Origin of the sequence: Pseudomonas salmasensis, assembly GCF_014268375.2 — a bacterium.
Lineage (GTDB): Bacteria > Pseudomonadota > Gammaproteobacteria > Pseudomonadales > Pseudomonadaceae > Aquipseudomonas > Aquipseudomonas salmasensis.
In genome coordinates, this window is sequence record NZ_CP077083.1 from 1,323,636 (window position 1) to 1,341,705 (window position 18,070).

The following is an 18,070-nucleotide window of genomic DNA, read 5'->3' on the forward strand; positions in this document are numbered from 1 at the left end:
TGTTATTGCGATTGCAGCCCCACCGCCGTGCGCGGCATGCCAACGAAACCCGGCAGTGCTTCGATGCTGGCCAGCCAGGCGCGTACCTTAGGGTAGTCGGCCAGGGACACATTGCCTTCCGGCGCGTGGGCCACGTAGGTGTAGAAGGCGATATCGGCAATGCTGGGCTGCTCACTGGCGAGGAAACGGCTCTGGTTCAGTTGCTGCTCCATCACGCTCAGCAAGGCATGGGCACGGTTGATTGCGCTGACCGTGTCCACCTCGGCGCCAAACACCGTGGCCAAACGCGCCGTGGCAGGCCCGGCATGCAGTGGGCCGGCGGCGGCAGAGAGCCAGCGTTGTACTCGCGCGTGGCCAGTCGGGTCGCTCGGCAGCCATTGGCCGTTGCCATAGGTGCTGGCGAGGTACACCAGGATCGCATTGGAGTCGGCCACTACCGTGCCGCCGTCATCAATCACCGGCACCTGGCCAAAGCTGTTCAGGGTGGTGAGAAACTCAGGCGTTTTATGCGCGCCTTGCTTGAGGTCCACCAGGACAAATTCACTCGCCAGCCCCAGCAGGGACAACATCAGCTCAACCCGATGGGAGTGGCCGGACAGGGGGAAACCATAGAGTTTGATCGCAGGTTGGGTCATGACAGGCTCCAAATGAGTGGGTATCGACGCCAGGGATGTTCTACCGCTGTCTTATTGGGCGGAATGACCAGGATTCACAATCCAGCATTTCATCCAGCGAAACAATCCTTCGTTGACGTCGCAGCCAAGCGTGCCGCGAGCATTTCATGAAAAAATTCAAACTATCGCCTTCGCCATCGTTCACACCTTCACGTGCAACGTTAAGTAGGAGGCAACATGCAGTACCGACAACTGGGTCATTCCGGCCTGCTGGTATCGGAAATCATCCTGGGCACCGTGCCCTTTGGCGGTCGCGCAGAATTTGAAAAATGCGGTGCGGTGGACGTGCCCCTGGCCAAGCGCATGTTCGATATGGCGTTCGACGCCGGGGTGAACATGGTCGACACCGCCGACCTCTATTCCCACGGCCTGGCCGAAGAAGTGGTGGGCAAGGCGTTGGGCGACAAGCGCAACGACATTCTGCTGGCCACCAAAGGCCGCAGCCCGGTGGACGACAACCCCAACAACTCCGGCTCGTCGCGCTACCACTTGATCCGCGCGTGCGAAGCCAGCCTCAAACGCCTGGGCACCGACCACATCGACTTGTACCAACTGCACAACTGGGACGGCATGACGCCAATCGAAGAGACCCTGGAAGCCCTGCGCCTGTTGGTGGGTTCTGGCAAGATCCGCTACTTCGGCACCAGCAACTTCACCGCCTGGCAGATGATGAAAACCCTGGGCAAGGCTGAGCTGCACGGGATGCTCAAGCCGATTACCCAGCAGATCTACTACACCCCGGAATCCCGCGAGGCCGAGTACGAGTTGCTGCCGTTGGCCCTGGACCAACAGGTCGGCACTTTGGTGTGGGGCCCGATGGGCGAAGGCCTGCTGACCGGCACGACCCGACGCGGGCACAAGCCGCCGGCCAATACCCGCCAGGGCAGCGGTTGGCCGGAACCCTATGTCCACGACCAGGAACGTGCGCTGGACATTATCGAGACCCTCGCCGCCGTCGGCGATGAACACGGCGTCTCGGTCGCCCGCACCTGCCTGGCCTGGCTCAAGGATCGCCCCGGGATCACGTCGCTGATTGTCGGCGCCCGTACCGAAGCACACCTGCGCGACAACCTGGCGGCCACCGAGCTGAAACTCACCCAAGCGCAGTCGGCGCGCATCGAGGCGGTCACGCGTCGTCAGCCGTTGTACCCCTACTGGCACCGCTTCACCGCCGGGATTGATCGTTTTGACCCCGCGGAGCAACCGTTCCTGGCCGAGCATCAGAAGACCCTGGATGCGCGCCAAGACAAGTAAAAAGGCTCCATTGGGGCAGGCTTTTTTGTAGGAGCGAGCAAGCTCGCTCCTACATTTTTAGGGTTGCACGCAATGGCAATGCTGCCTATATTTGCCGCCTGGCGCTCTCTACGCCACCTTCCGCGGAAAGGGCTGCGCCCAAGACATCCCAGCTGCACCTCATTTCTACGACTCCCAACCTTAAAGCGGAAAAGGTTTGTGCAAGGAGCTCGTATGTCGCAACGCCCTTTGGCCTCCACTACCAACGGTCGCCTCAACCTTGAGCAACAGCGCAAACGTGCCAAGGAACTGTTGTCGCACCTGAAAAACCAAAACCCCAGCGCCACCTTGGCCCAGGCCCAATGGCAGGTCGCCAAGCAATTGGGGTTTGCCAGTTGGCCCAAGCTCAAGGCGCATATTGATGCCCTTGACTTTGTTGCGCGCCACCAAGGTTTCGAGGCCAGCGACGAGGCACGCACTCGCCATTGGCGCTGTGGCAATGACATTGCCCACAGCTTGCAGGTGGCAGGGTTCAAGGGCCGCTTCCAGATGCTCAGCGACCCGCTGTGCATGGGCCCGGTACGCGACCTGCCCAGCGCCGAATTCCGTCGCCTGCGCAGCACTTTTATCAGCCAGGCCTTTGCCCTGGCCCCTGCCGATGTAAACCTGCGCGTTGACGAGGAATACACCCAACTGGACTCACTGGCCGGCGCCGAACATAGCGTGCTGTGGTGTGAAGCGGATGCCTATGACCAACTGTTCCTGATTCGCGCACTCTCAAGCCTGGAATGCGCGCCGAAAAAACTTGAGTTGATCGAGGTAGACCGCATACCGGGCGTCGAACGGTTTGTCGGCATAGGCCAACTGGCACCCGACGTGCTTGCCTGGCTGTGGCCACAGCGACGCTTGATCGACGACACGGCGGTGCACCTGGCCAAACGAGCCTGGTCGGCTTACTGCGACACCTCGCCAATCAAGCTGGCAGAACTGGCCCGCACTGCTCACCCGAGCCTGCCGCTGCTTGCACCGGCGTTACGCCGCCAATTACAGGAGTTGCCAGGGGTTAAGGATGGCCTTTCACTGACCGAACGCTTGGCGCTGACCTATCTCGCTGAAAGCGGGCCAGTGGCGTTTGCCCGCGTCTTCGCGGAGTTGATGGCCAAGCGCGAACCATTGCCGTTCCTGGGCGACCTGATGTTTCATGCGCTGATGCGGCCGTTGATCGATGGCGGGCAGCCTTTGCTGGTGGAAACCCAGATAGATCAACCATGGCCTCAGCGCCCCTTGGCGTTGACGCCACTGGGGCACGCCGTCGTAAATGGCGACGCCAATTGGATGGACCACGCCAGCCATGAGCGTTGGGTCGGCGGTGTGTGCCTCAGCCCTCGGCATCCCCATTGGCGAATGGGCAACGACAACCTGCCGACCTGGGTTGGTTGAGGCTCAACGCTTGGGTGACATCCCGGCGACGCGTGCCATCGCCGCCGGGTCGAGCATTTCCAGGCACCGGCACAAGGAATTGAAATCCGGCGATTGCGACAAGGACAAATGCAAGGTCTGGCTCGCCGACACCGGCACCACCGACCGCTGCGCGCACTGCCCGTCATAGATCAGCGCATGCCGGATCATCGGGTTTTCCCGGCAGAACTTCAGCAGGTCGACCTGACGCGAGCGCACCAGCGCGGTGTTGATGATCAACAGGTCGAACATCACGCCGTTCGAACGCGTCAGCGCCTGCACCTCGTCGAACCCGCTCAAGGGGGCGATACGGTGATAGCCCAACTGGTTGAGCATCTTCTCGATCTTGACCCGCTGCAGATGCTCTCCATCGGCGATCAGAAAACGTAATGCTTTATTGGGCATAGGCAAACCTGGCAGAGGGGCAGCGACGACGATCCTTCAACGCTCGCTACATTACCCGCCAAGGGTGAAGCCTGGCTTTAAGACGATTCCGAAATGGCAACGAGCAGCCAGCCCCTCAAGTGATTAGACTGGCGTGCTGACCACGCCTCCACGCTCTTCGAGACCCAGCCCATGCGCAACCTGTTCTTTGCCAGCCTCTGCTTGTTCACCACCGCCCTCGCAGGCTGCCAGCAACACCCGCCGGCCAATGACCAACTCGACGCCGTGCTCTGGACCCAGACCTCCATCGAGCACGAGTTGATCTACCGCCAGCTCTTCGCCAATGCCACCCGTCAACTGGACGTCGCCCTGGCCGACCCGAGCTGGGACGCCCTGCCCTTTGCCCCACGCAACCTGGCCGGCCTGCCCCCGGCGGTGGTGGTGGACATCGACGAGACGCTGTTGGACAACGTGCCCCTCAACGCCCGCGATATCATCAACAATCAGGTTTATTCCTATGACCGCTGGAATACCTGGGTCGAGCAGGCCAAGGCCCAGGCACTGCCAGGCTCGGTGGCGTTCCTGCAGGCGGCCCGGCAAAAAGGCATCCAGGTTTATTACCTCACCAACCGAGAACACAGCCAAGTCGCGGCCACCGCCAAAAACCTGCGTTTGCGCGGTTTCCCGATTGAGAGCGACGCACAGATCCTGGCGGCCAGCACCCCCACCGGCCACTGCGAAAGCGCGGGCTACGGCAAGAACTGCCGCCGCCAATGGGTCGCCAACCATGCCCGCGTGCTGTTGATGGCCGGAGACTCCCTGGGCGATTTCGTGCAGGCCGAACACAACACCCTGGATGCGCAGCGCAAGGCCGTCGAACCCTATGTAAATTGGCTGGGCCAGCGTTGGTTCCTGCTGCCCAACCCGAGCTACGGCAACTGGTACAGCGCGCCGTATGGGGACGATGAGCGCTTGCCGTTTGCACACAAACGCAGGCTCAAGCAGCAGGCGTTGCTGTTGCAGCAAGAGGGTTGAGCCCTGCCGTGATGATCGTTCCCACGCTCTGCGTGGGAACGATCATCACATAGGGCGCAACAGCTGCATTTGCTGGCGATAATCATCCGTCACCTGCCGCGCCTGGCTGCTGCTGGTGATGACTCTTGGCGTGATCAACACAATCAGCTCGGTGCGGTCCTTGGACTTGCCGGTATTGCCAAACAACCAGCGCAACCCCGGAATCTTCCCTAGGTAAGGCACGGCGCTGACACTCTGCGCGTTGTCCTGCTTGATCAACCCGCCGAGCAACACCGTCTGGCCACTCTGCACCGCTACCTGGGTCGATACCGAGCGCGTTGAAATACGCGGGTTCACCGGCGTCTCACTGCTCCCCGTCGGGTTCTGGGCATCACTGACCTGTTGCTGGATATCCATGTACACCAGCCCGCCCGGATTGATGCGCGGCACCACATCCAGAATCACCCCCGTCTGCACATATTCGACACTGCTCAAGGTGGTGTCGGCGTCGCCGGTATTGACGGTGGTCTGGCTGATGGGAATGTTGTCCCCCACCTGAATCTGCGCCGGCTGGTTGTTCATCACCACCAGCGATGGCGCCGACAGCACCTGGGTGCGGCCGTTGGTCTCCAGGGCGTGCAGGGCCACTTGCAGGTTGGAGCTGACGAAGGAATAGAACAACGAGTCCGCCGCCCCAAGCCCTGCCCCGCCACCGCCCAGGGCGCCTTGGCTGCCGGAGGCGTTGGCCACCGTGGTGCTGGTGGAATTACCGGCCAGGCGGCCCAGGTACCACTGCACGCCCAGGTCCAGTTCGCCGGTGAGCTTGACCTCCAGGATGCGCGTCTCGATCTGCACTTGCAGCGGGGGATTGTCGAGGCGTTTGATCGCCGCTTCGATCTCTTTCCATTGCGCCGGGCGGGTGCGCACCAGCAGTTGGTTGCTGCTCTTTTGCGCGGTGATGCGCGTGCCCGCTTCGAGGTCGCTGGTGGGCGATGCCGGGGGGGGGTCGGCGGGCTCGGCTTCAGGCTCTTCGGCTGCGGGCACCGGGGCGTTGGCCTGTAAACCGACGCTGGTGGACGAGGACAAGGTGGTGGTACGCAACCCCGGCGCTACCTTCGCCGGGGCGTCATCCTTGATCGCGCCGTTGCCGTAGATCTGCCGCAGGTACTTGGCCAGATCAGCGGCCTTCATATTGCGCACGTCGTACACATACATCTGCGGCTCGTTGCCGCCGCCCTCGTCGATGGTGCGGATCCAGTCGCTCACTTCGCTGAGGTACTGGGGCTGGGAAGAAATCGCCACCACCGAGTTGGTGCGCTCCACCGGCAAGAACCGCAGCATGCCGGCCAGAGGCGTACCGCTGTCCGCGCCGAACATGGCTTGCAGCTCGGGCATCAGCTCGGCCACCGAGGCGCGTTGCAGGCCGAACACCGCCACCGACATGCCCTTGAGCCAGTCCACATCGAAGGTGTCGATGGTGTCCTGGTAGTTGGCCAGTTCTTCAGGCGTGCCGGCCAGGCTCAGGACATTGCGCGCCGGGTCCACCAACAAAAAAGCGTTTTCACGGGCGAAGGGTTTGAGCAGTTTCTGCATCTCGGTGGCCGAGATATAGCGCAGTGAAAACAGACGTGCCGAGAGGCCGCTGGCCGGTTGCTCCACGCGCATCTGCGGCACCAGCTTGCCCGCCACTGCCTGGTTGGCCGGCAGGATCACATAGCGGTTGCCCTGCTTGATCATGGCGTTGTCGGTCCAGGACAGCAGGGTTTCGAGAATCGACAGCGCCTGCTGTTTGTCCACGGGTTTGGAGGTGGAGAAGCTGACAGTGCCCTTCACGCCCTCGGCGATGCTGTAATTCTCGTGCAGCAGATCACCCATCACGCTGTTGATCACGGCCTCGATGGGCTGGCCGGCGAAGTTGAACACGATGTCGCCGCCCTGCTCCGGCACGTTTACAGGCGCCTTGGGCTGGCGCACGAACGCTTGATTGCCACGAATCAACTGGCGCTGTGGCGGGGCCTGGGTGGCAGGTGGAGGGCTTTGGGCCACAGGCGCCTCAAGCGGCGGGCGTTGTGCGCCGGTGCCCTGCAGGGCCTCGTGCAGCAGCTCGTCGTCCGGGTCGAGGGTGTCAGGCAAGGAGCCACAGCCGCCCAGGGAGACGGCGGTAGCCAGGCAAAACAGCGAAGTGCGCATATCGATCAAGGGAGAGACTCGCGGGGATGTGAGATCAGGGGTAGCCGCTTACCGTAGAGGCTCAGGGTTTGGGTGCGCCCGCCCAAGGCAAAACGGGCGTATTGCGGGGTCAGGTGTTCCAGGCGCCAGCCATTGGGCAACGCCTGGCCCAAGCGCACCGTGAGCGTGGGGCCACCGGCTTGCTTGAGCATGGCCATTTGCAGGTTGCCGGTGATCATGATGCCGCTGAGGGTCAGGTTGGCCAGGCTCGCCACCTGGGTTTTACCCACCTCCCGGTCTGGGCGGCGATCCGGGCTGAACAGCGGCGCTTGCCAGGTGCCGGCAAGGTCTTGCAACGCTGGCGTGGGAGCGGCCTGCAGCTGGAACGAGGGTGGCGCGTGCACCGGCGCATCGGGTAACCACCGCGGGGCATCACCGATGCTGCTGAGGATCATCGCCATCAACAACCCCAAGAGCCCGGCCACGCCGAGCCAGCCCCATTCCAGAGGACGCAAGGGGCCGATCATGGTGCCACCCGTGCCGGTTGCAGGTAGCCGCGCACCAGCAATTGCACCGCCAGCTTGCCTGCCCCGCCATTGGCCGGCGCCTGTTTGTCGCGACGAATATGCAGCTCATCGACGAACAGAAAAGGCGGCTGATATTCCAGCCCATGCAGGATCGCGGTCAGCGGTTCGATGGCGCAATTGAGCGTGAGGCTGACCTTGACCTGACGATAGGGCTCGCTGTCGTCCTGTTCAGGCGTGATCGGCTTGCGCTGGGTCAGGTTGCAGCCGCCGCCGAGGTTGGCGTGGCTGTTGATCAGGTCGGCAAGACGCTGCATCAGGTCGGCGGCGACCACGTCCGGGTCGTCCCCCGGCAACAGGCTGGCGCTGCTGGCCGGGTCTTGCTGTGCCTGCGCCAGCTGTTCGCGCAACGCATCACCCTGGCGTATGACGCTGGCATAGCGCTGCTGCTGTTCACGCAACTGTTCGGCCTGTTCACCCATGGCCCGCAGTGGCCCGGCGAACCAGCTGTCGATCAACAGCCAATAGGCCGCGCCGAGCACCAAAGCCAGGGTCAACAAGGCGGCGCCGCGGCGTTCACGGGGTGTGAGGGGTCGGCGCATCGGCGGCCTCCTGGCGTAAGTGGGCACGCAAGGCAAACTGGTCTTTGCCGGTGCGTGCGTCGGGTTGGATCACCCCTTCGAACTGTGCGTTGTCCAAGCGCTGGCAGCCTTTGATGCGGCTGATCAGGCCACTGGCCTTGGCGCTTTGGCCGGAGAAACTCACCTCGCCGTCCTTGACGTCCAATTGGTCGAGCCAGGTGTCGGCGGGCAGGCAGCTGGTCAAGTCATTCAGCAGCGCGGCCAGAGGCGGTTGCGCCCGTTTGCGCTGGCTGAGGTACTGCGCCGCGCCACGGGTGTTGAGCAGTTGCTGGCGCAGGGCGTGCACCTGGGCCACCTCGGCTTTTTGCTGTTGAACAGTGGCGTGCATGCTGTCGAGGACCCGCTGGCGGTCGTTGAGCCACAACAGCATCGCCGCGATCAGCAACGCGCCGCACAACCACGGCAGGCTGCGCTGCAATTGCTTGCCGGCGGGACGCGAACGCGGGCGCAGCGGCGCGGGCAGCAGGTCGATACCCAGGCCCGCTACATCCACGCGGTGCGGGTACAGGCCGAGGGCAGCGCAGTCAGTGAGGATTTGGTCCAGGCGCTCGCGCAGGATCGCCACCACCCTCACCTCTAGGTGGCTGGGTGTGCGCAGTTCCTGACGGGCGACAAAGTAGAGTTGCTCGGCGTCGAACGGGGTGTAGCGGTCCAGCTCATAGCCAACCACTTCCATGAGGTTACGTGCGGCAGCCAGAGGCAGTTGCACGCTTTGTTGCAACACGGCATCAGGGGCAAGCATCAGCACCTGGCGCGCATTGCCTGGGACCACCGGTGTCGTCAGCGGCCAGTGATGAACGTGCTCGGGCGGTTCCTGGAACGCCAGCCACTTGGGCACACAGCCGCGTAACTCCGTGAGCCACAGGCGCCAGCCTTGTTGCAGCAGGCTGCCGCGCCAATAGCGGGCAATCGGTTCGAGTTGAATCATTCTTGCCACCGCACTACCCGGTAGGGCTGTGCGCTGTCCTCCGCAGGGCTCAATAAAAGGGTGAGTCGCAGGCGTGCCTGATAGCCGCCGGGGCGCTCGGCGCGGCTGTCGATTTCCAAGACCTGGCCGGGGTCGACGCCCTCGGCGTCCTGGCGTGGCAGGTTCAGCGCCTTGCGCATCAAGGGGCTGGCGAATGCCGGAGCGGGCCGGTCGAGGTCGCTCCACAAAGTAATTTCCGGCAGCAATTGGCTGTAGAGCGCCTGGGTCATACCAGGCAGTTGACGCACCTCCTCCAGCACCCGAAACGGCGCCAGGCCCTGATGGCGGCGAGTCTCAAGGGCCTTGGCCAACTGCTGGGCCTGGGCCGCTGTAGCGCCGCAGGCCAGGGCCAGGCGCGTGACGTCTTGGAGAGCGGCGTTGACCAGGTACAGCTTGCCGCGCTCACTGCGCACACTGACCTGTAGGCGCGCATCGTCGAAGGCCAGCGCGACAGCACGGCCGTCCGCCAGCCAATGCCCTTGCGCCATGACCTGAGCGACACCGGCCTGGGCAGCCAACAGTGTCTGGGTGTGCTGGCGCAGCCACAGCGCCTGGCGACTTTGCAGTTGCACCCACGCGGCCAGACCCGCGAGCAATACGCTGAGCAAGGCCAGCACCCACAGCACCAGCAACAGGGCCACACCGCGTTGGCGCTTCATTCTTCGCTGCTCGCGCTGGACAGGTTCAGGCGCAGCGCAACCACCTGGGTGACCCACGGCACCGGCCCGTCGACGGTGGCGTCGATGCGCACCGCTGTGGGCAGGCGCCGGGGCCAGGGCCACGGGCTCAACCAGTCGGTGGGCTGGCCCAGTGGCGATATACCGCGATAGCTGAACTGCAGCGCCTGGACGTTATGCAAAAGCACCTGCGGCTCATCGCGCTGCGCGTTGGCCTGCGATGCCCTCTGCGAAAAAGCCACCTGCAGATCCTGCCCGACCCGTTGCAGGGTAAAGCGCTGGATCCCCCCGCCCAATACACCGGGCAAGGTCGCCACAAACTGCAGGCGTTCAGGTGTGCCGATCAAGAAACCCTCGGCCTGGCTGTTGTCGTCAGTGAGCTTTAGCGGCAGCGCCTCGCTGATCGAGGTGCGCAAAAACTGTTGGGCGGCGCGCATTTCATCCAGGCTGGCGGTGTAGGCCTGGGCCTTGGCCACCGCCCGATTGGCCCCCAGCAACGCTGCGCTCACCAGCAGTAACAACACCGACAGCAAGCTGAGCACCACGAGCACTTCCAGCAACGTGAAGCCCTGCTCACGGCGCTTCACAGGCGTGCCTTCAAGGTGCTGAAGTGTGCCTGATGCACGCCTTCACGCACGTTCAGATCAAGACGAAACAGGTGCGGCTGTTGGCGGGTGCTGGTCAGTTGCCAATGGATGCCGTCGAGTTGGCCTTGGCGGGTTCCCTCAATCAGCGAGCCGGCAGCTTCCTGGTCCAGCAGCGTAAGCGCGGCATGGGTGAGGCGGTCGCTGTGGGCCACCTGGGACAAGGAACGCGCGCTCTGGCCGAAGGCAACCAGCAACACGCTGCTGCACACCGCCATCAACGTCAGGGCGGCGAGCATTTCCAGCAAGGTGAAACCGGCCTGGTGCTTCATGGCAGCGCCTTGGACTGCACACTGCCGGTGAGCCAGCCGATGTCGATGCGCCAACGCCGGCTACCGTTGGCCAGCAGCAGGTTACCGCCGGTGGAACTGCCGTCGGGATAGAACACCACAGCGGCCCCGGCCTGCTCGGCACTGTGCAAGATCACTTGCACCTGCGCTGGCCACTGCTGTGACGCACGCCCTGGCGCCTGGAACGTGCGGCCCTGGAGGTCGAATTGAGTGTGCGCTGCCTGGCCGCTGACGATCGCGCTCGTCCGTGTGGCGCGTAACGCCTCGACTATCTGCGCGACCACCCGCCGCTCCTTGGCCACCTGCAACCCTTGTCGTACACCCAGCCCCAACAACCCGGCAGCGATGCCGATCAATACAATGACCACCAGCATCTCCAGCAGGGTAAAGCCTCGCTGGGCCACGGGCGGGTTACTCCCAGTTGCCCAGGTCGGCACTGTAGCCTTCACCGCCGGGTTGGCCGTCCTGGCCGTAGAAGATCAGGTCGAAGGCGCCGTGCTCACCGGGGAAGCGATAGCCGAACCCATGGCCGAACGGGTCTTTCAACTCCGAAGGCTTGGCGTAGGGGCCGGCCCAGTTGGACGCACTGGCGGGCTTGTCGAGCAGCTGTTGCAGGTTGTTGGGCGGCGCGCCCACGTCCAGGGCGTAGCTGTCGATCTTCATGCTCAAACTGGCCAGTTGCGCCTTGCCCGCGCCGTACTTGCCCTTGTCCACATTGCCACCGACCTGGCGCACCACAATGGTCGCGACAATGCCCAGCAGCACGATCACCGCCAGCATTTCCAAGAGGGTGAAGCCGCCTTGGCGGTGTCGGGTTTTCATCGGTTCTGCTCCTTGAAAGTTCATATATGGCTGGTGAGGCTCATCAGCGGCAGCATGATCGCGAGCATGATCACTGCCACCAGTACCGCCATGACCACGGTCAGGGTCGGCACCATTGCCGCGAGCAAGCGTTCGATGGCGCGCTTGGCCTCGACGTCGAAGATGTCGGCGACCTTGAGCAGCATGCTGTCCAGTTCACCGGCCTGTTCACCGACTTCGATCATGTGCAGTGCCAACTCAGGTAGCAGCGGCTGGCGACCGAACGCATCGGCCAGGGTGCCGCCGCCCTTGACCCGTTGCGCCGCCAGCGCCACTTGCGCCTGGAGCGCACGGTTGCTGCAAACCTGCCGGGCGATCACCAGCGCGGGCAGCAGCGCCACGCCATTGCTGAGCAACGTGCCGAGGGTGCGGGCCAGGCGGGCGGCTTGCACCCGTTGCAACAGCGGGCCGATCACGCGGATGCCCAGCAGGTGACGGTCGTAACGCTCACGACGCAGGGGGTCGCGCAGGCGCGCCGCCAGGACCCATGCACTGATCGACAACCCGGCCAGCACCACCAGGCCATAGGCGCCGAGGAACTCGCCGAGCGCCAGGATCACCTGGGTGATCAGTGGAATCGGTACGCCGAGGTCTTGGAAGATCGGCACGAATTGCGGCACCACATAGGCCAGCAACAGCGCCAGGGAACCCAGTACACCCACCACCAGGAACGCCGGATAGATCAGCGCATTGATCACCTCACCGCGCAGCAACTGGCTGCGCTCCAGGTAGTCGCTGAGCTGGCGCAGGGTGCCTTCCAGCGCCCCGCCGGCCTCACCGGCGCGCACCATGCTCAGGTACAGCGGGGAAAACGTGCCGCCCTCCTCCTCCAGCGCAGCCGAGAGCGGTTTGCCGGCCTTGACCTGATCGCGAATGCGCTCGATCAAGGCCCGCACCTGGGGATGGCGGGCTTGCTTGAGCAACAGGTTTAAAGCGCGTTCGAGGGGCTGGCCGGCGCCCAGTAGCGTGGCCAATTGCTGGGTAAAACTCACCAGCGCTGCGCCCTTCAACTGCCCGCGTGCCTGGCGCAACAAGGGGCCGCTGGCCGTTTCGATGTGCAGCAGCAACCAGCCACGCTGATGCAAGATGGCGACAGCGGCCGCCTGGTCAATGGCTTGCAACGTGCCGCTCTGGGCCACGCCCTGGCTGTCCAACGCGCGGAACTTGAACAGGCTCACACCTCATCTCCACGGGTGACGCGCAACACTTCTTCCAGGGATGTGACACCGGCCAGGGCCTGGCGTAAACCGTCTTCATACAAGGTGCGCAAACCGGCGCGGCGGGCGGCGTGTTCGAGGCTGGCGGCGTCGGCGTGGCCCATCAGCAGGCCACGCAACTCGTCGTTCATTACCAACAATTCAGTGAGGGCGCTGCGACCGTGATAATCGCCGCGGTAAAGCAGGATCGGGCGCTGCTCGGTCAGGCGATCCAGGCCGTGCTCCTGGATCAATTCCGGCGGGGCCTGGAAGGCCACGCGCGTGGCAGGGTCCAGGCGGCGCACCAGGCGCTGGGCGAGGATACCGCTGACCGTGGAGGCAATCAGGTAGCTTTCCACACCCATGTCCAGCAAGCGCGTGATGCTCGCCGCGGCGCTGTTGGTGTGCAGGGTTGAGAGCACCAAGTGACCCGTGAGAGAGGACTGGACGGCGATACGGCAGGTTTCCAGGTCGCGGATTTCGCCGATCATGATCACGTCCGGGTCCTGGCGCACGATAGCGCGCAGCGCACCGGCAAAGTCCAGGCCGATGGCCGGCTTGACTTGGATCTGGTTGATGCCTTCAAGCTGGTATTCCACCGGGTCTTCCACGGTGATGATCTTGCGTTCGGCGGTATTGAGTTGCGACAACGCGGTGTAGAGCGTGGTGGTTTTGCCCGAGCCCGTAGGCCCGGTGACCAACAGGATGCCGTGGGGCCGCGCCAACAGGTCCAGAAAGGCCGCCAGGCGCGGGCCATCAAAGCCCAGGCTGGGGAAGTCGAACTGCACGGTTTGCCGGTCCAACAGGCGCATCACCACCGACTCGCCAAAGCTGGTGGGCACCGTGGACACCCGCAAATCCAGCGCCTTGCCCTGAATGCGCAGCATGATGCGCCCGTCCTGGGGCAAGCGCCGTTCGGCAATGTCCAGGCGCGCCATGATCTTCACCCGCGAGATCACCGCCGCCGACGAACTGGCGGGCGGCGCTTCGGCGTCGTGCAGCACGCCGTCGATGCGGTAGCGCACCTTGAGTTGGTTTTCGAAGGGTTCGATATGGATATCCGAAGCACGCTGTTCCACCGCGCGCTGCAGGATCAGGTTGACCAGGCGAATCACTGGCGCTTCGGAAGCCATGTCCTTGAGGTGTTCGATATCTTCCAGGGCGCCCCCCTGCTCATCGAGGTTTTCGATCAGGCTGCCCATGGCGGAACGGCCCTGGCCGTAATAGCGCTCGATGAGTGTGTCGACTTCAGTACGCGAACCGATGGCCAGCCACACCGGCACCTCACAGGCGTACGCCAGGGCCTGGAACGGATACCACTGCGCGGGGTTGGCGGCCATTACGCGCAACCCACCCTGCTGCCAGCCTATGGGCACAACCTGGTAGTGACGCATAAAGCGCTCGGCGAGCACGGGAAGCGGGTCGAGCAACGGCGGCGCGGCGTCGGCCAACAGCAGTGGTGCATTCAGCAAATCAGCCCAGGCGCGAGCCAGTTCGACTTCGGACACCAAGCCCAGGCGCGTGAGTAAACCGAGCAGGTCGCCAGGCTCAGTGGATAAACGCTGGGCGCGTTCCAGATCAGCGGTTTTGAGCCCGGCGTGCTGCATCAGCCACGCGCACACCTGGTCGGTATGCGGGATCTGCATCTTGCAAGCATCGATGGGCGCTGACGGCATCATTGAGGAATATCTAACGTTGCGAAAAGTATGGCTATTTAGAACTACCGAACAATGCCATTAGTTCGCCATAGCCCAGGCAGGCGTTAGCCGGGTGTATCGACTGGAAGTTATAGCCCTAGTTCCGGATGAGGGGGTAATTAAATACAAAACATTGCCAAATGCACTGATTTAGAGCGCTGGCAGCCAATAGCCACTAGTTGCACTTAGCCATAACACAGGGTTGTTCAGGTGCTCTCTCGTTCAATTAGCTGACAATGCAAAAGATTCAAGCGTTTAACTTCCTCATTGGTGGCTAATACACCCAGACTTTGCAGAACGCGTGTGGCCGCGAGTACACCAATCTCCAACGCGGGTGGCTGGAGGGTGCTGAGGCTGGGCAGCAACATGTGTGCAAACGGGTAGTCGCCAAACCCCAATACGGCGCAGTCCTGGGGGATGCTCAGCCCGGCGCGTTGACCGGCCAGCAAACCGCCGGCGGCGAGGTTGTCATTGGCGAAGAAAATTGCGTCGGGCGTGATCGCCTGCCCCATCAGCGCTTCCATGGCCTGCTTGCCGGCGTCGAAGGGGGCGCGGTCGGCGTCCGGCACAAAGACCCAGGGCTGCACACCCAGCTCGGCGAGGGTCGCGGTAAACCCATCGCGGCGCTCCAACGCGCTGAAGTCGCCTACTGCGCTGTTCTGTACGAAGGCGATGCGCCGATAGCCCTTGCCGTGCAAGTAGCGCGCGGCGCTGACGCCCACTTCATAATGGGAAAAACCCACTTGCAACGGCGCGCGTTCCGGCACGTAGTCCCAGGTTTCGACGATCGGTATATCTGCCTCGGCGATCATCTTCTCGGTGCCAGGGCTGTGAAAGCGGCTGGTCAGCACCAGCGCTGCCGGCGACCAACCGAGAAAGGCACGCACCGCGCTTTCTTCCTGCTCGACGCTGAAATAGCTGGAGGCCAGCAACAGCTGGTAGCCGTGACGACTGAGGGTGTCGCTGAAGCCCTGTAGCGTATTGGCAAAAATCGGCCCCGAGATATTCGGAGTCACCATCGCAACGATTTTGCCGCGCGCGGAGGCCAACCCACCGGCCACCAGGTTCGGCACATACCCCAACTGCGCGACCACCTCGGCGATACGTTCACGGCGCTCGGGTGACACCTGTTCAGGTTGGTTGAAGTAACGCGACACGGTAATGGCCGACACCCCGGCCTGGCGCGCCACGGTGTTGAGGGTGACGCGGCCGGCGCCTCGACGTTTGCGCGGTTTGTGTTCGCCCACGGCAGAGTCCTCAAAAAAGGAATATAAAACTAATTTTTTAGTATTTGACGCTCTAAACAATCGCCTTCAATAATGCCGATGTTAGCGCTAACAAAGCGCACTGTCTGCTACTCGCTCGAGCGAATGCCCAAGACATTTTCACAGGCGCTGAAGGTCGCAGAACCGCAGCGGACCAGGGTATTTTTTCGAGCGGGCACAGCATGCATAACGTTCCACGGCACACCCCTTTGTTGCTTCTGGCAGGCCTCTGCGCCTTGCCCGTCTGCGGCGCTGTTGCGGCTGACGCGCAGGAACCCACGCTTCAATCCGTGACAGTCACCGCTACCCGCCGCGAGGAATCGCTGCAAAAAGTCCCGGTGGCCGTCTCGGTGCTCGAGGGCGAGCAACTGGAGCGTGACAATCGCAACGGGGTGGCGAGCATCGCGCAGCAAGTACCGTCGCTGAACTTTCGCACCGGCGCTTCGAACAAGGACACGTCATTGTTTGTGCGCGGCGTGGGCACCATTTCTACCTCGCCGGGCGTGGAGCCAACGGTGGCCACGGTGATCGATGGCGTGGTCTATGCACGCCCCGGCCAAGCCACGCTCGACCTGTTGGACTTGGGGCGCATCGAGGTGCTGCGTGGCCCGCAAGGTACGCTGTTCGGCAAGAACGCGTCGGCCGGTGTGCTGAATATCACCAGTAAGGCGCCGACTGCCCAGACCCACGGCTTTATCGACCAGTCGTTCTACAGCGGCAATGAAAGCCGCACGCGCTTCGGCATCGGCGGCAGCCTGGTGCCGGAGGTGCTAAAGGGCTCTGTCAGCACCTTGTTCGGCAGCTACGACGGTAACGTCGACAACCGCCACAATGGCCAAGAGGTCAACGGCTACAACCACAAGGGCATTCGCGGCAAACTGGAATTCACGCCCAACGACGACGTGAAACTGACGCTGATCGCCGACTACATGCAATCCCACGATGACGCGCCCAATGGCGTGGTCAGCAAGTCCCTGAGCCCGGCGTTCAGCAATGCCTTGAGGCCGGTGCGCGCCTCAAGCGACAACCGCGATATCAACACCGATACCCGCAGCCATGTGCAAGACACCAACAAGGGCCTGTCGGCACAGTTGGACTGGAACCTGGGCGACTACACCCTCACCTCGATCACCGCCTGGCGCGGCTGGGACAACACTCAATATCAGGATGGCGACCGTCTGGGCACGGTCACCGCCGTGTTCCCCGGCACCGCCGACAAAGGCGATCTGGCGTTCGACCAGTACTCCCAGGAGCTGCGCCTGGCCTCGCCCAAAGGTGAGTTCCTTGAGTACGTAGGCGGCCTGTTCTACATGCACGGCAAGGATGAGGAGACCTATCAGCGCACCCTCACCACCACGACGCGGGTCGATCGAGGCATTGCCAACTACAGCACCACCAGCGACAGCTACGCGGCATTCGGCGAGACCACGCTCAACTTCACCTCGCGCTTTCGCGGTATCGCCGGTTTGCGTTACACCCATGACGACTTGAAGTACGACCATCGGCGCGTGTCCACCTCCCTCACCACCGTCAGCGGCATCCAACCGGCAACATCAAGTTCGGGTTCGGTGGATGAGGACGGCTGGTCCGGTCGGCTGGGTGTGCAGTACGACCTCAGCGACAACATCACCAGCTACCTCACCTACTCGCGTGGCTACAAAGGACCTGCCTACAACGTGTTCTTCAACATGCAGCCGCGCGACACCGACGCGCTCAAGCCAGAGACCTCCAATACTTGGGAAGCCGGAATCAAGGCCACTGCCTGGAACAACCGCCTGACCACCAACCTGGCGGTGTTTCACAGTGACTACGACAACTACCAGGCCAACTTTTTCGACACCGTCGCCGGCCAAGTCGTAACGCGCTTGATCAACGCTGGCAGCGTCAGCACCGAAGGCGTCGAGCTCGATTACGCCCTGCAAGCCACCCAGCAACTCAAGCTCTCCGGCGCCCTGGCCTATACCCGGGCGCGCATCGATCAGTTCGCGTGCCCGCCAGGCGCGGCGGCGACCTGCAACGTCAATGGCAAGCCACTGCCCTTCAGCCCGGACTGGAAAAGCTACGTGCGCGCCGACTACAGCATCCCCTTGGATAACGGCCTGGATATCGAACTGGGCACTGACTACAGCTGGCAGAGCGAAGTGCAGTACGACATCAGCCAGAACCTGGACACCAAACAAGGCGCCTACGGCATCTGGAACGCCAGCGTGGCCCTGGCCGACTACACCAACGGCTGGCGCGTGGCGCTGTTGGCGAAAAACCTCGCCGACAAATCTTACTCACCGCTGCTGGCCAGCGGCGGCAATTACATCTACCGCGCCGTGCCTCGTGACGATGAGCGTTACTTCGGCGTGCAACTGCGCAAGGATTTCTAGC

18 protein-coding genes are annotated in these 18,070 nt (G+C 63.0%); 4 read left to right on the forward strand and 14 right to left on the reverse strand.

Annotated elements, in window-relative coordinates:
* Positions 1-2: 2 nt before the first annotated feature.
* A complete protein-coding gene (locus HU731_RS05515; RefSeq protein WP_186607689.1) occupies positions 3-635 on the reverse strand; it encodes a glutathione S-transferase family protein in 633 nt (210 codons plus the stop codon).
* Positions 636-851: 216 nt separating this feature from the next.
* Here HU731_RS05515 and HU731_RS05520 point away from each other — a divergent pair, with 216 nt between their 5' ends.
* Together HU731_RS05520 and HU731_RS05525 are read left to right on the forward strand one after the other, a co-directional pair.
* A complete protein-coding gene (locus HU731_RS05520; protein ID WP_186607688.1) occupies positions 852-1,928 on the forward strand; it encodes an aldo/keto reductase in 1,077 nt (358 codons plus the stop codon).
* Positions 1,929-2,141: 213 nt separating this feature from the next.
* Positions 2,142-3,347 (forward strand): DUF1835 domain-containing protein, encoded by a 1,206-nt coding sequence (locus tag HU731_RS05525; protein ID WP_186607687.1) that lies wholly within the window; start codon positions 2,142-2,144, stop codon positions 3,345-3,347.
* A 3-nt stretch (positions 3,348-3,350) separates the two neighbouring features.
* Here the strand turns inward: HU731_RS05525 and HU731_RS05530 are convergent, their stop codons facing one another.
* Positions 3,351-3,770 (reverse strand): response regulator, encoded by a 420-nt coding sequence (locus tag HU731_RS05530; protein WP_186607686.1) that lies wholly within the window; start codon positions 3,768-3,770, stop codon positions 3,351-3,353.
* 171 nt (positions 3,771-3,941) lie between these two features.
* On the opposite strand from HU731_RS05530, the gene HU731_RS05535 reads away from it, so the two are divergent.
* Entirely contained in the window at positions 3,942-4,784 is an 843-nt protein-coding gene (locus tag HU731_RS05535; RefSeq protein WP_186607685.1) for an HAD family acid phosphatase, read from the forward strand.
* A 45-nt stretch (positions 4,785-4,829) separates the two neighbouring features.
* Here the strand turns inward: HU731_RS05535 and gspD are convergent, their stop codons facing one another.
* From gspD to HU731_RS05595, 12 genes are all read right to left on the reverse strand, one after another.
* Entirely contained in the window at positions 4,830-6,953 is a 2,124-nt protein-coding gene (gene gspD / locus HU731_RS05540; RefSeq protein ID WP_186607731.1) for a type II secretion system secretin GspD, read from the reverse strand.
* 5 nt (positions 6,954-6,958) lie between these two features.
* The gene (locus HU731_RS05545; protein WP_032896327.1) at positions 6,959-7,459 is read right to left on the reverse strand and encodes a type II secretion system protein, XpsN-like; all 501 of its coding nucleotides are present in this window, start codon (positions 7,457-7,459) and stop codon (positions 6,959-6,961) included.
* A complete protein-coding gene (gene gspM / locus HU731_RS05550; RefSeq protein WP_032896326.1) occupies positions 7,456-8,058 on the reverse strand; it encodes a type II secretion system protein GspM in 603 nt (200 codons plus the stop codon). The genes HU731_RS05545 and gspM overlap by 4 nt, the downstream gene beginning before the upstream one ends.
* Positions 8,033-9,025 carry a PilN domain-containing protein gene (locus HU731_RS05555; protein WP_186607684.1) on the reverse strand — a complete coding sequence of 331 codons (993 nt, stop codon included), beginning with the start codon at positions 9,023-9,025 and terminating at the stop codon, positions 8,033-8,035. The genes gspM and HU731_RS05555 overlap by 26 nt, the downstream gene beginning before the upstream one ends.
* On the reverse strand, positions 9,022-9,723 hold the full coding sequence (locus HU731_RS05560; RefSeq protein ID WP_186607683.1) for a general secretion pathway protein GspK: 702 nt from the start codon (positions 9,721-9,723) through the stop codon (positions 9,022-9,024). The genes HU731_RS05555 and HU731_RS05560 overlap by 4 nt, the downstream gene beginning before the upstream one ends.
* Entirely contained in the window at positions 9,720-10,328 is a 609-nt protein-coding gene (locus HU731_RS05565; RefSeq protein ID WP_186607682.1) for a type II secretion system protein GspJ, read from the reverse strand. The genes HU731_RS05560 and HU731_RS05565 overlap by 4 nt, the downstream gene beginning before the upstream one ends.
* The gene (locus HU731_RS05570; protein WP_186607681.1) at positions 10,325-10,657 is read right to left on the reverse strand and encodes a type II secretion system protein; all 333 of its coding nucleotides are present in this window, start codon (positions 10,655-10,657) and stop codon (positions 10,325-10,327) included. The genes HU731_RS05565 and HU731_RS05570 overlap by 4 nt, the downstream gene beginning before the upstream one ends.
* Positions 10,654-11,079 carry a GspH/FimT family pseudopilin gene (locus HU731_RS05575; protein ID WP_186607680.1) on the reverse strand — a complete coding sequence of 142 codons (426 nt, stop codon included), beginning with the start codon at positions 11,077-11,079 and terminating at the stop codon, positions 10,654-10,656. The genes HU731_RS05570 and HU731_RS05575 overlap by 4 nt, the downstream gene beginning before the upstream one ends.
* Before the next feature lie 7 nt (positions 11,080-11,086).
* Positions 11,087-11,497, reverse strand: coding sequence for a type II secretion system major pseudopilin GspG (gspG, locus tag HU731_RS05580; protein ID WP_019821138.1), 411 nt, complete (start codon positions 11,495-11,497; stop codon positions 11,087-11,089).
* A gap of 20 nt (positions 11,498-11,517) precedes the next feature.
* Positions 11,518-12,714 carry a type II secretion system inner membrane protein GspF gene (gene gspF / locus HU731_RS05585; protein WP_186607679.1) on the reverse strand — a complete coding sequence of 399 codons (1,197 nt, stop codon included), beginning with the start codon at positions 12,712-12,714 and terminating at the stop codon, positions 11,518-11,520.
* Positions 12,711-14,408, reverse strand: a complete 1,698-nt coding sequence (locus HU731_RS05590) for a GspE/PulE family protein (RefSeq protein ID WP_186607730.1) — start codon at positions 14,406-14,408, stop codon at positions 12,711-12,713. Before HU731_RS05590 ends, gspF begins: the two co-directional genes overlap by 4 nt.
* Positions 14,409-14,635: 227 nt before the next feature.
* Positions 14,636-15,676 carry a LacI family DNA-binding transcriptional regulator gene (locus HU731_RS05595; protein WP_186607678.1) on the reverse strand — a complete coding sequence of 347 codons (1,041 nt, stop codon included), beginning with the start codon at positions 15,674-15,676 and terminating at the stop codon, positions 14,636-14,638.
* A 200-nt stretch (positions 15,677-15,876) separates the two neighbouring features.
* Here HU731_RS05595 and HU731_RS05600 point away from each other — a divergent pair, with 200 nt between their 5' ends.
* Positions 15,877-18,069, forward strand: a complete 2,193-nt coding sequence (locus HU731_RS05600; protein ID WP_186607677.1) for a TonB-dependent receptor — start codon at positions 15,877-15,879, stop codon at positions 18,067-18,069.
* Position 18,070: the final 1 nt, after the last annotated feature.

Coding starts and splice junctions, on each gene's coding strand:
- HU731_RS05600 (WP_186607677.1), top strand. CDS start 15,877: ATGCATAACGTTCCACGGCACACCCCTTTGTTGCTTCTGGCAGGCCTC.
- HU731_RS05520 (WP_186607688.1), top strand. CDS start 852: ATGCAGTACCGACAACTGGGTCATTCCGGCCTGCTGGTATCGGAAATC.
- gspG (WP_019821138.1), bottom strand. CDS start 11,497: ATGAAAACCCGACACCGCCAAGGCGGCTTCACCCTCTTGGAAATGCTG.
- HU731_RS05545 (WP_032896327.1), bottom strand. CDS start 7,459: ATGATCGGCCCCTTGCGTCCTCTGGAATGGGGCTGGCTCGGCGTGGCC.
- HU731_RS05535 (WP_186607685.1), top strand. CDS start 3,942: ATGCGCAACCTGTTCTTTGCCAGCCTCTGCTTGTTCACCACCGCCCTC.
- HU731_RS05555 (WP_186607684.1), bottom strand. CDS start 9,025: ATGATTCAACTCGAACCGATTGCCCGCTATTGGCGCGGCAGCCTGCTG.
- HU731_RS05530 (WP_186607686.1), bottom strand. CDS start 3,770: ATGCCCAATAAAGCATTACGTTTTCTGATCGCCGATGGAGAGCATCTG.
- gspD (WP_186607731.1), bottom strand. CDS start 6,953: ATGCGCACTTCGCTGTTTTGCCTGGCTACCGCCGTCTCCCTGGGCGGC.
- gspM (WP_032896326.1), bottom strand. CDS start 8,058: ATGCGCCGACCCCTCACACCCCGTGAACGCCGCGGCGCCGCCTTGTTG.
- HU731_RS05525 (WP_186607687.1), top strand. CDS start 2,142: ATGTCGCAACGCCCTTTGGCCTCCACTACCAACGGTCGCCTCAACCTT.
- HU731_RS05515 (WP_186607689.1), bottom strand. CDS start 635: ATGACCCAACCTGCGATCAAACTCTATGGTTTCCCCCTGTCCGGCCAC.
- HU731_RS05560 (WP_186607683.1), bottom strand. CDS start 9,723: ATGAAGCGCCAACGCGGTGTGGCCCTGTTGCTGGTGCTGTGGGTGCTG.
- HU731_RS05590 (WP_186607730.1), bottom strand. CDS start 14,408: ATGCCGTCAGCGCCCATCGATGCTTGCAAGATGCAGATCCCGCATACC.
- HU731_RS05570 (WP_186607681.1), bottom strand. CDS start 10,657: ATGAAGCACCAGGCCGGTTTCACCTTGCTGGAAATGCTCGCCGCCCTG.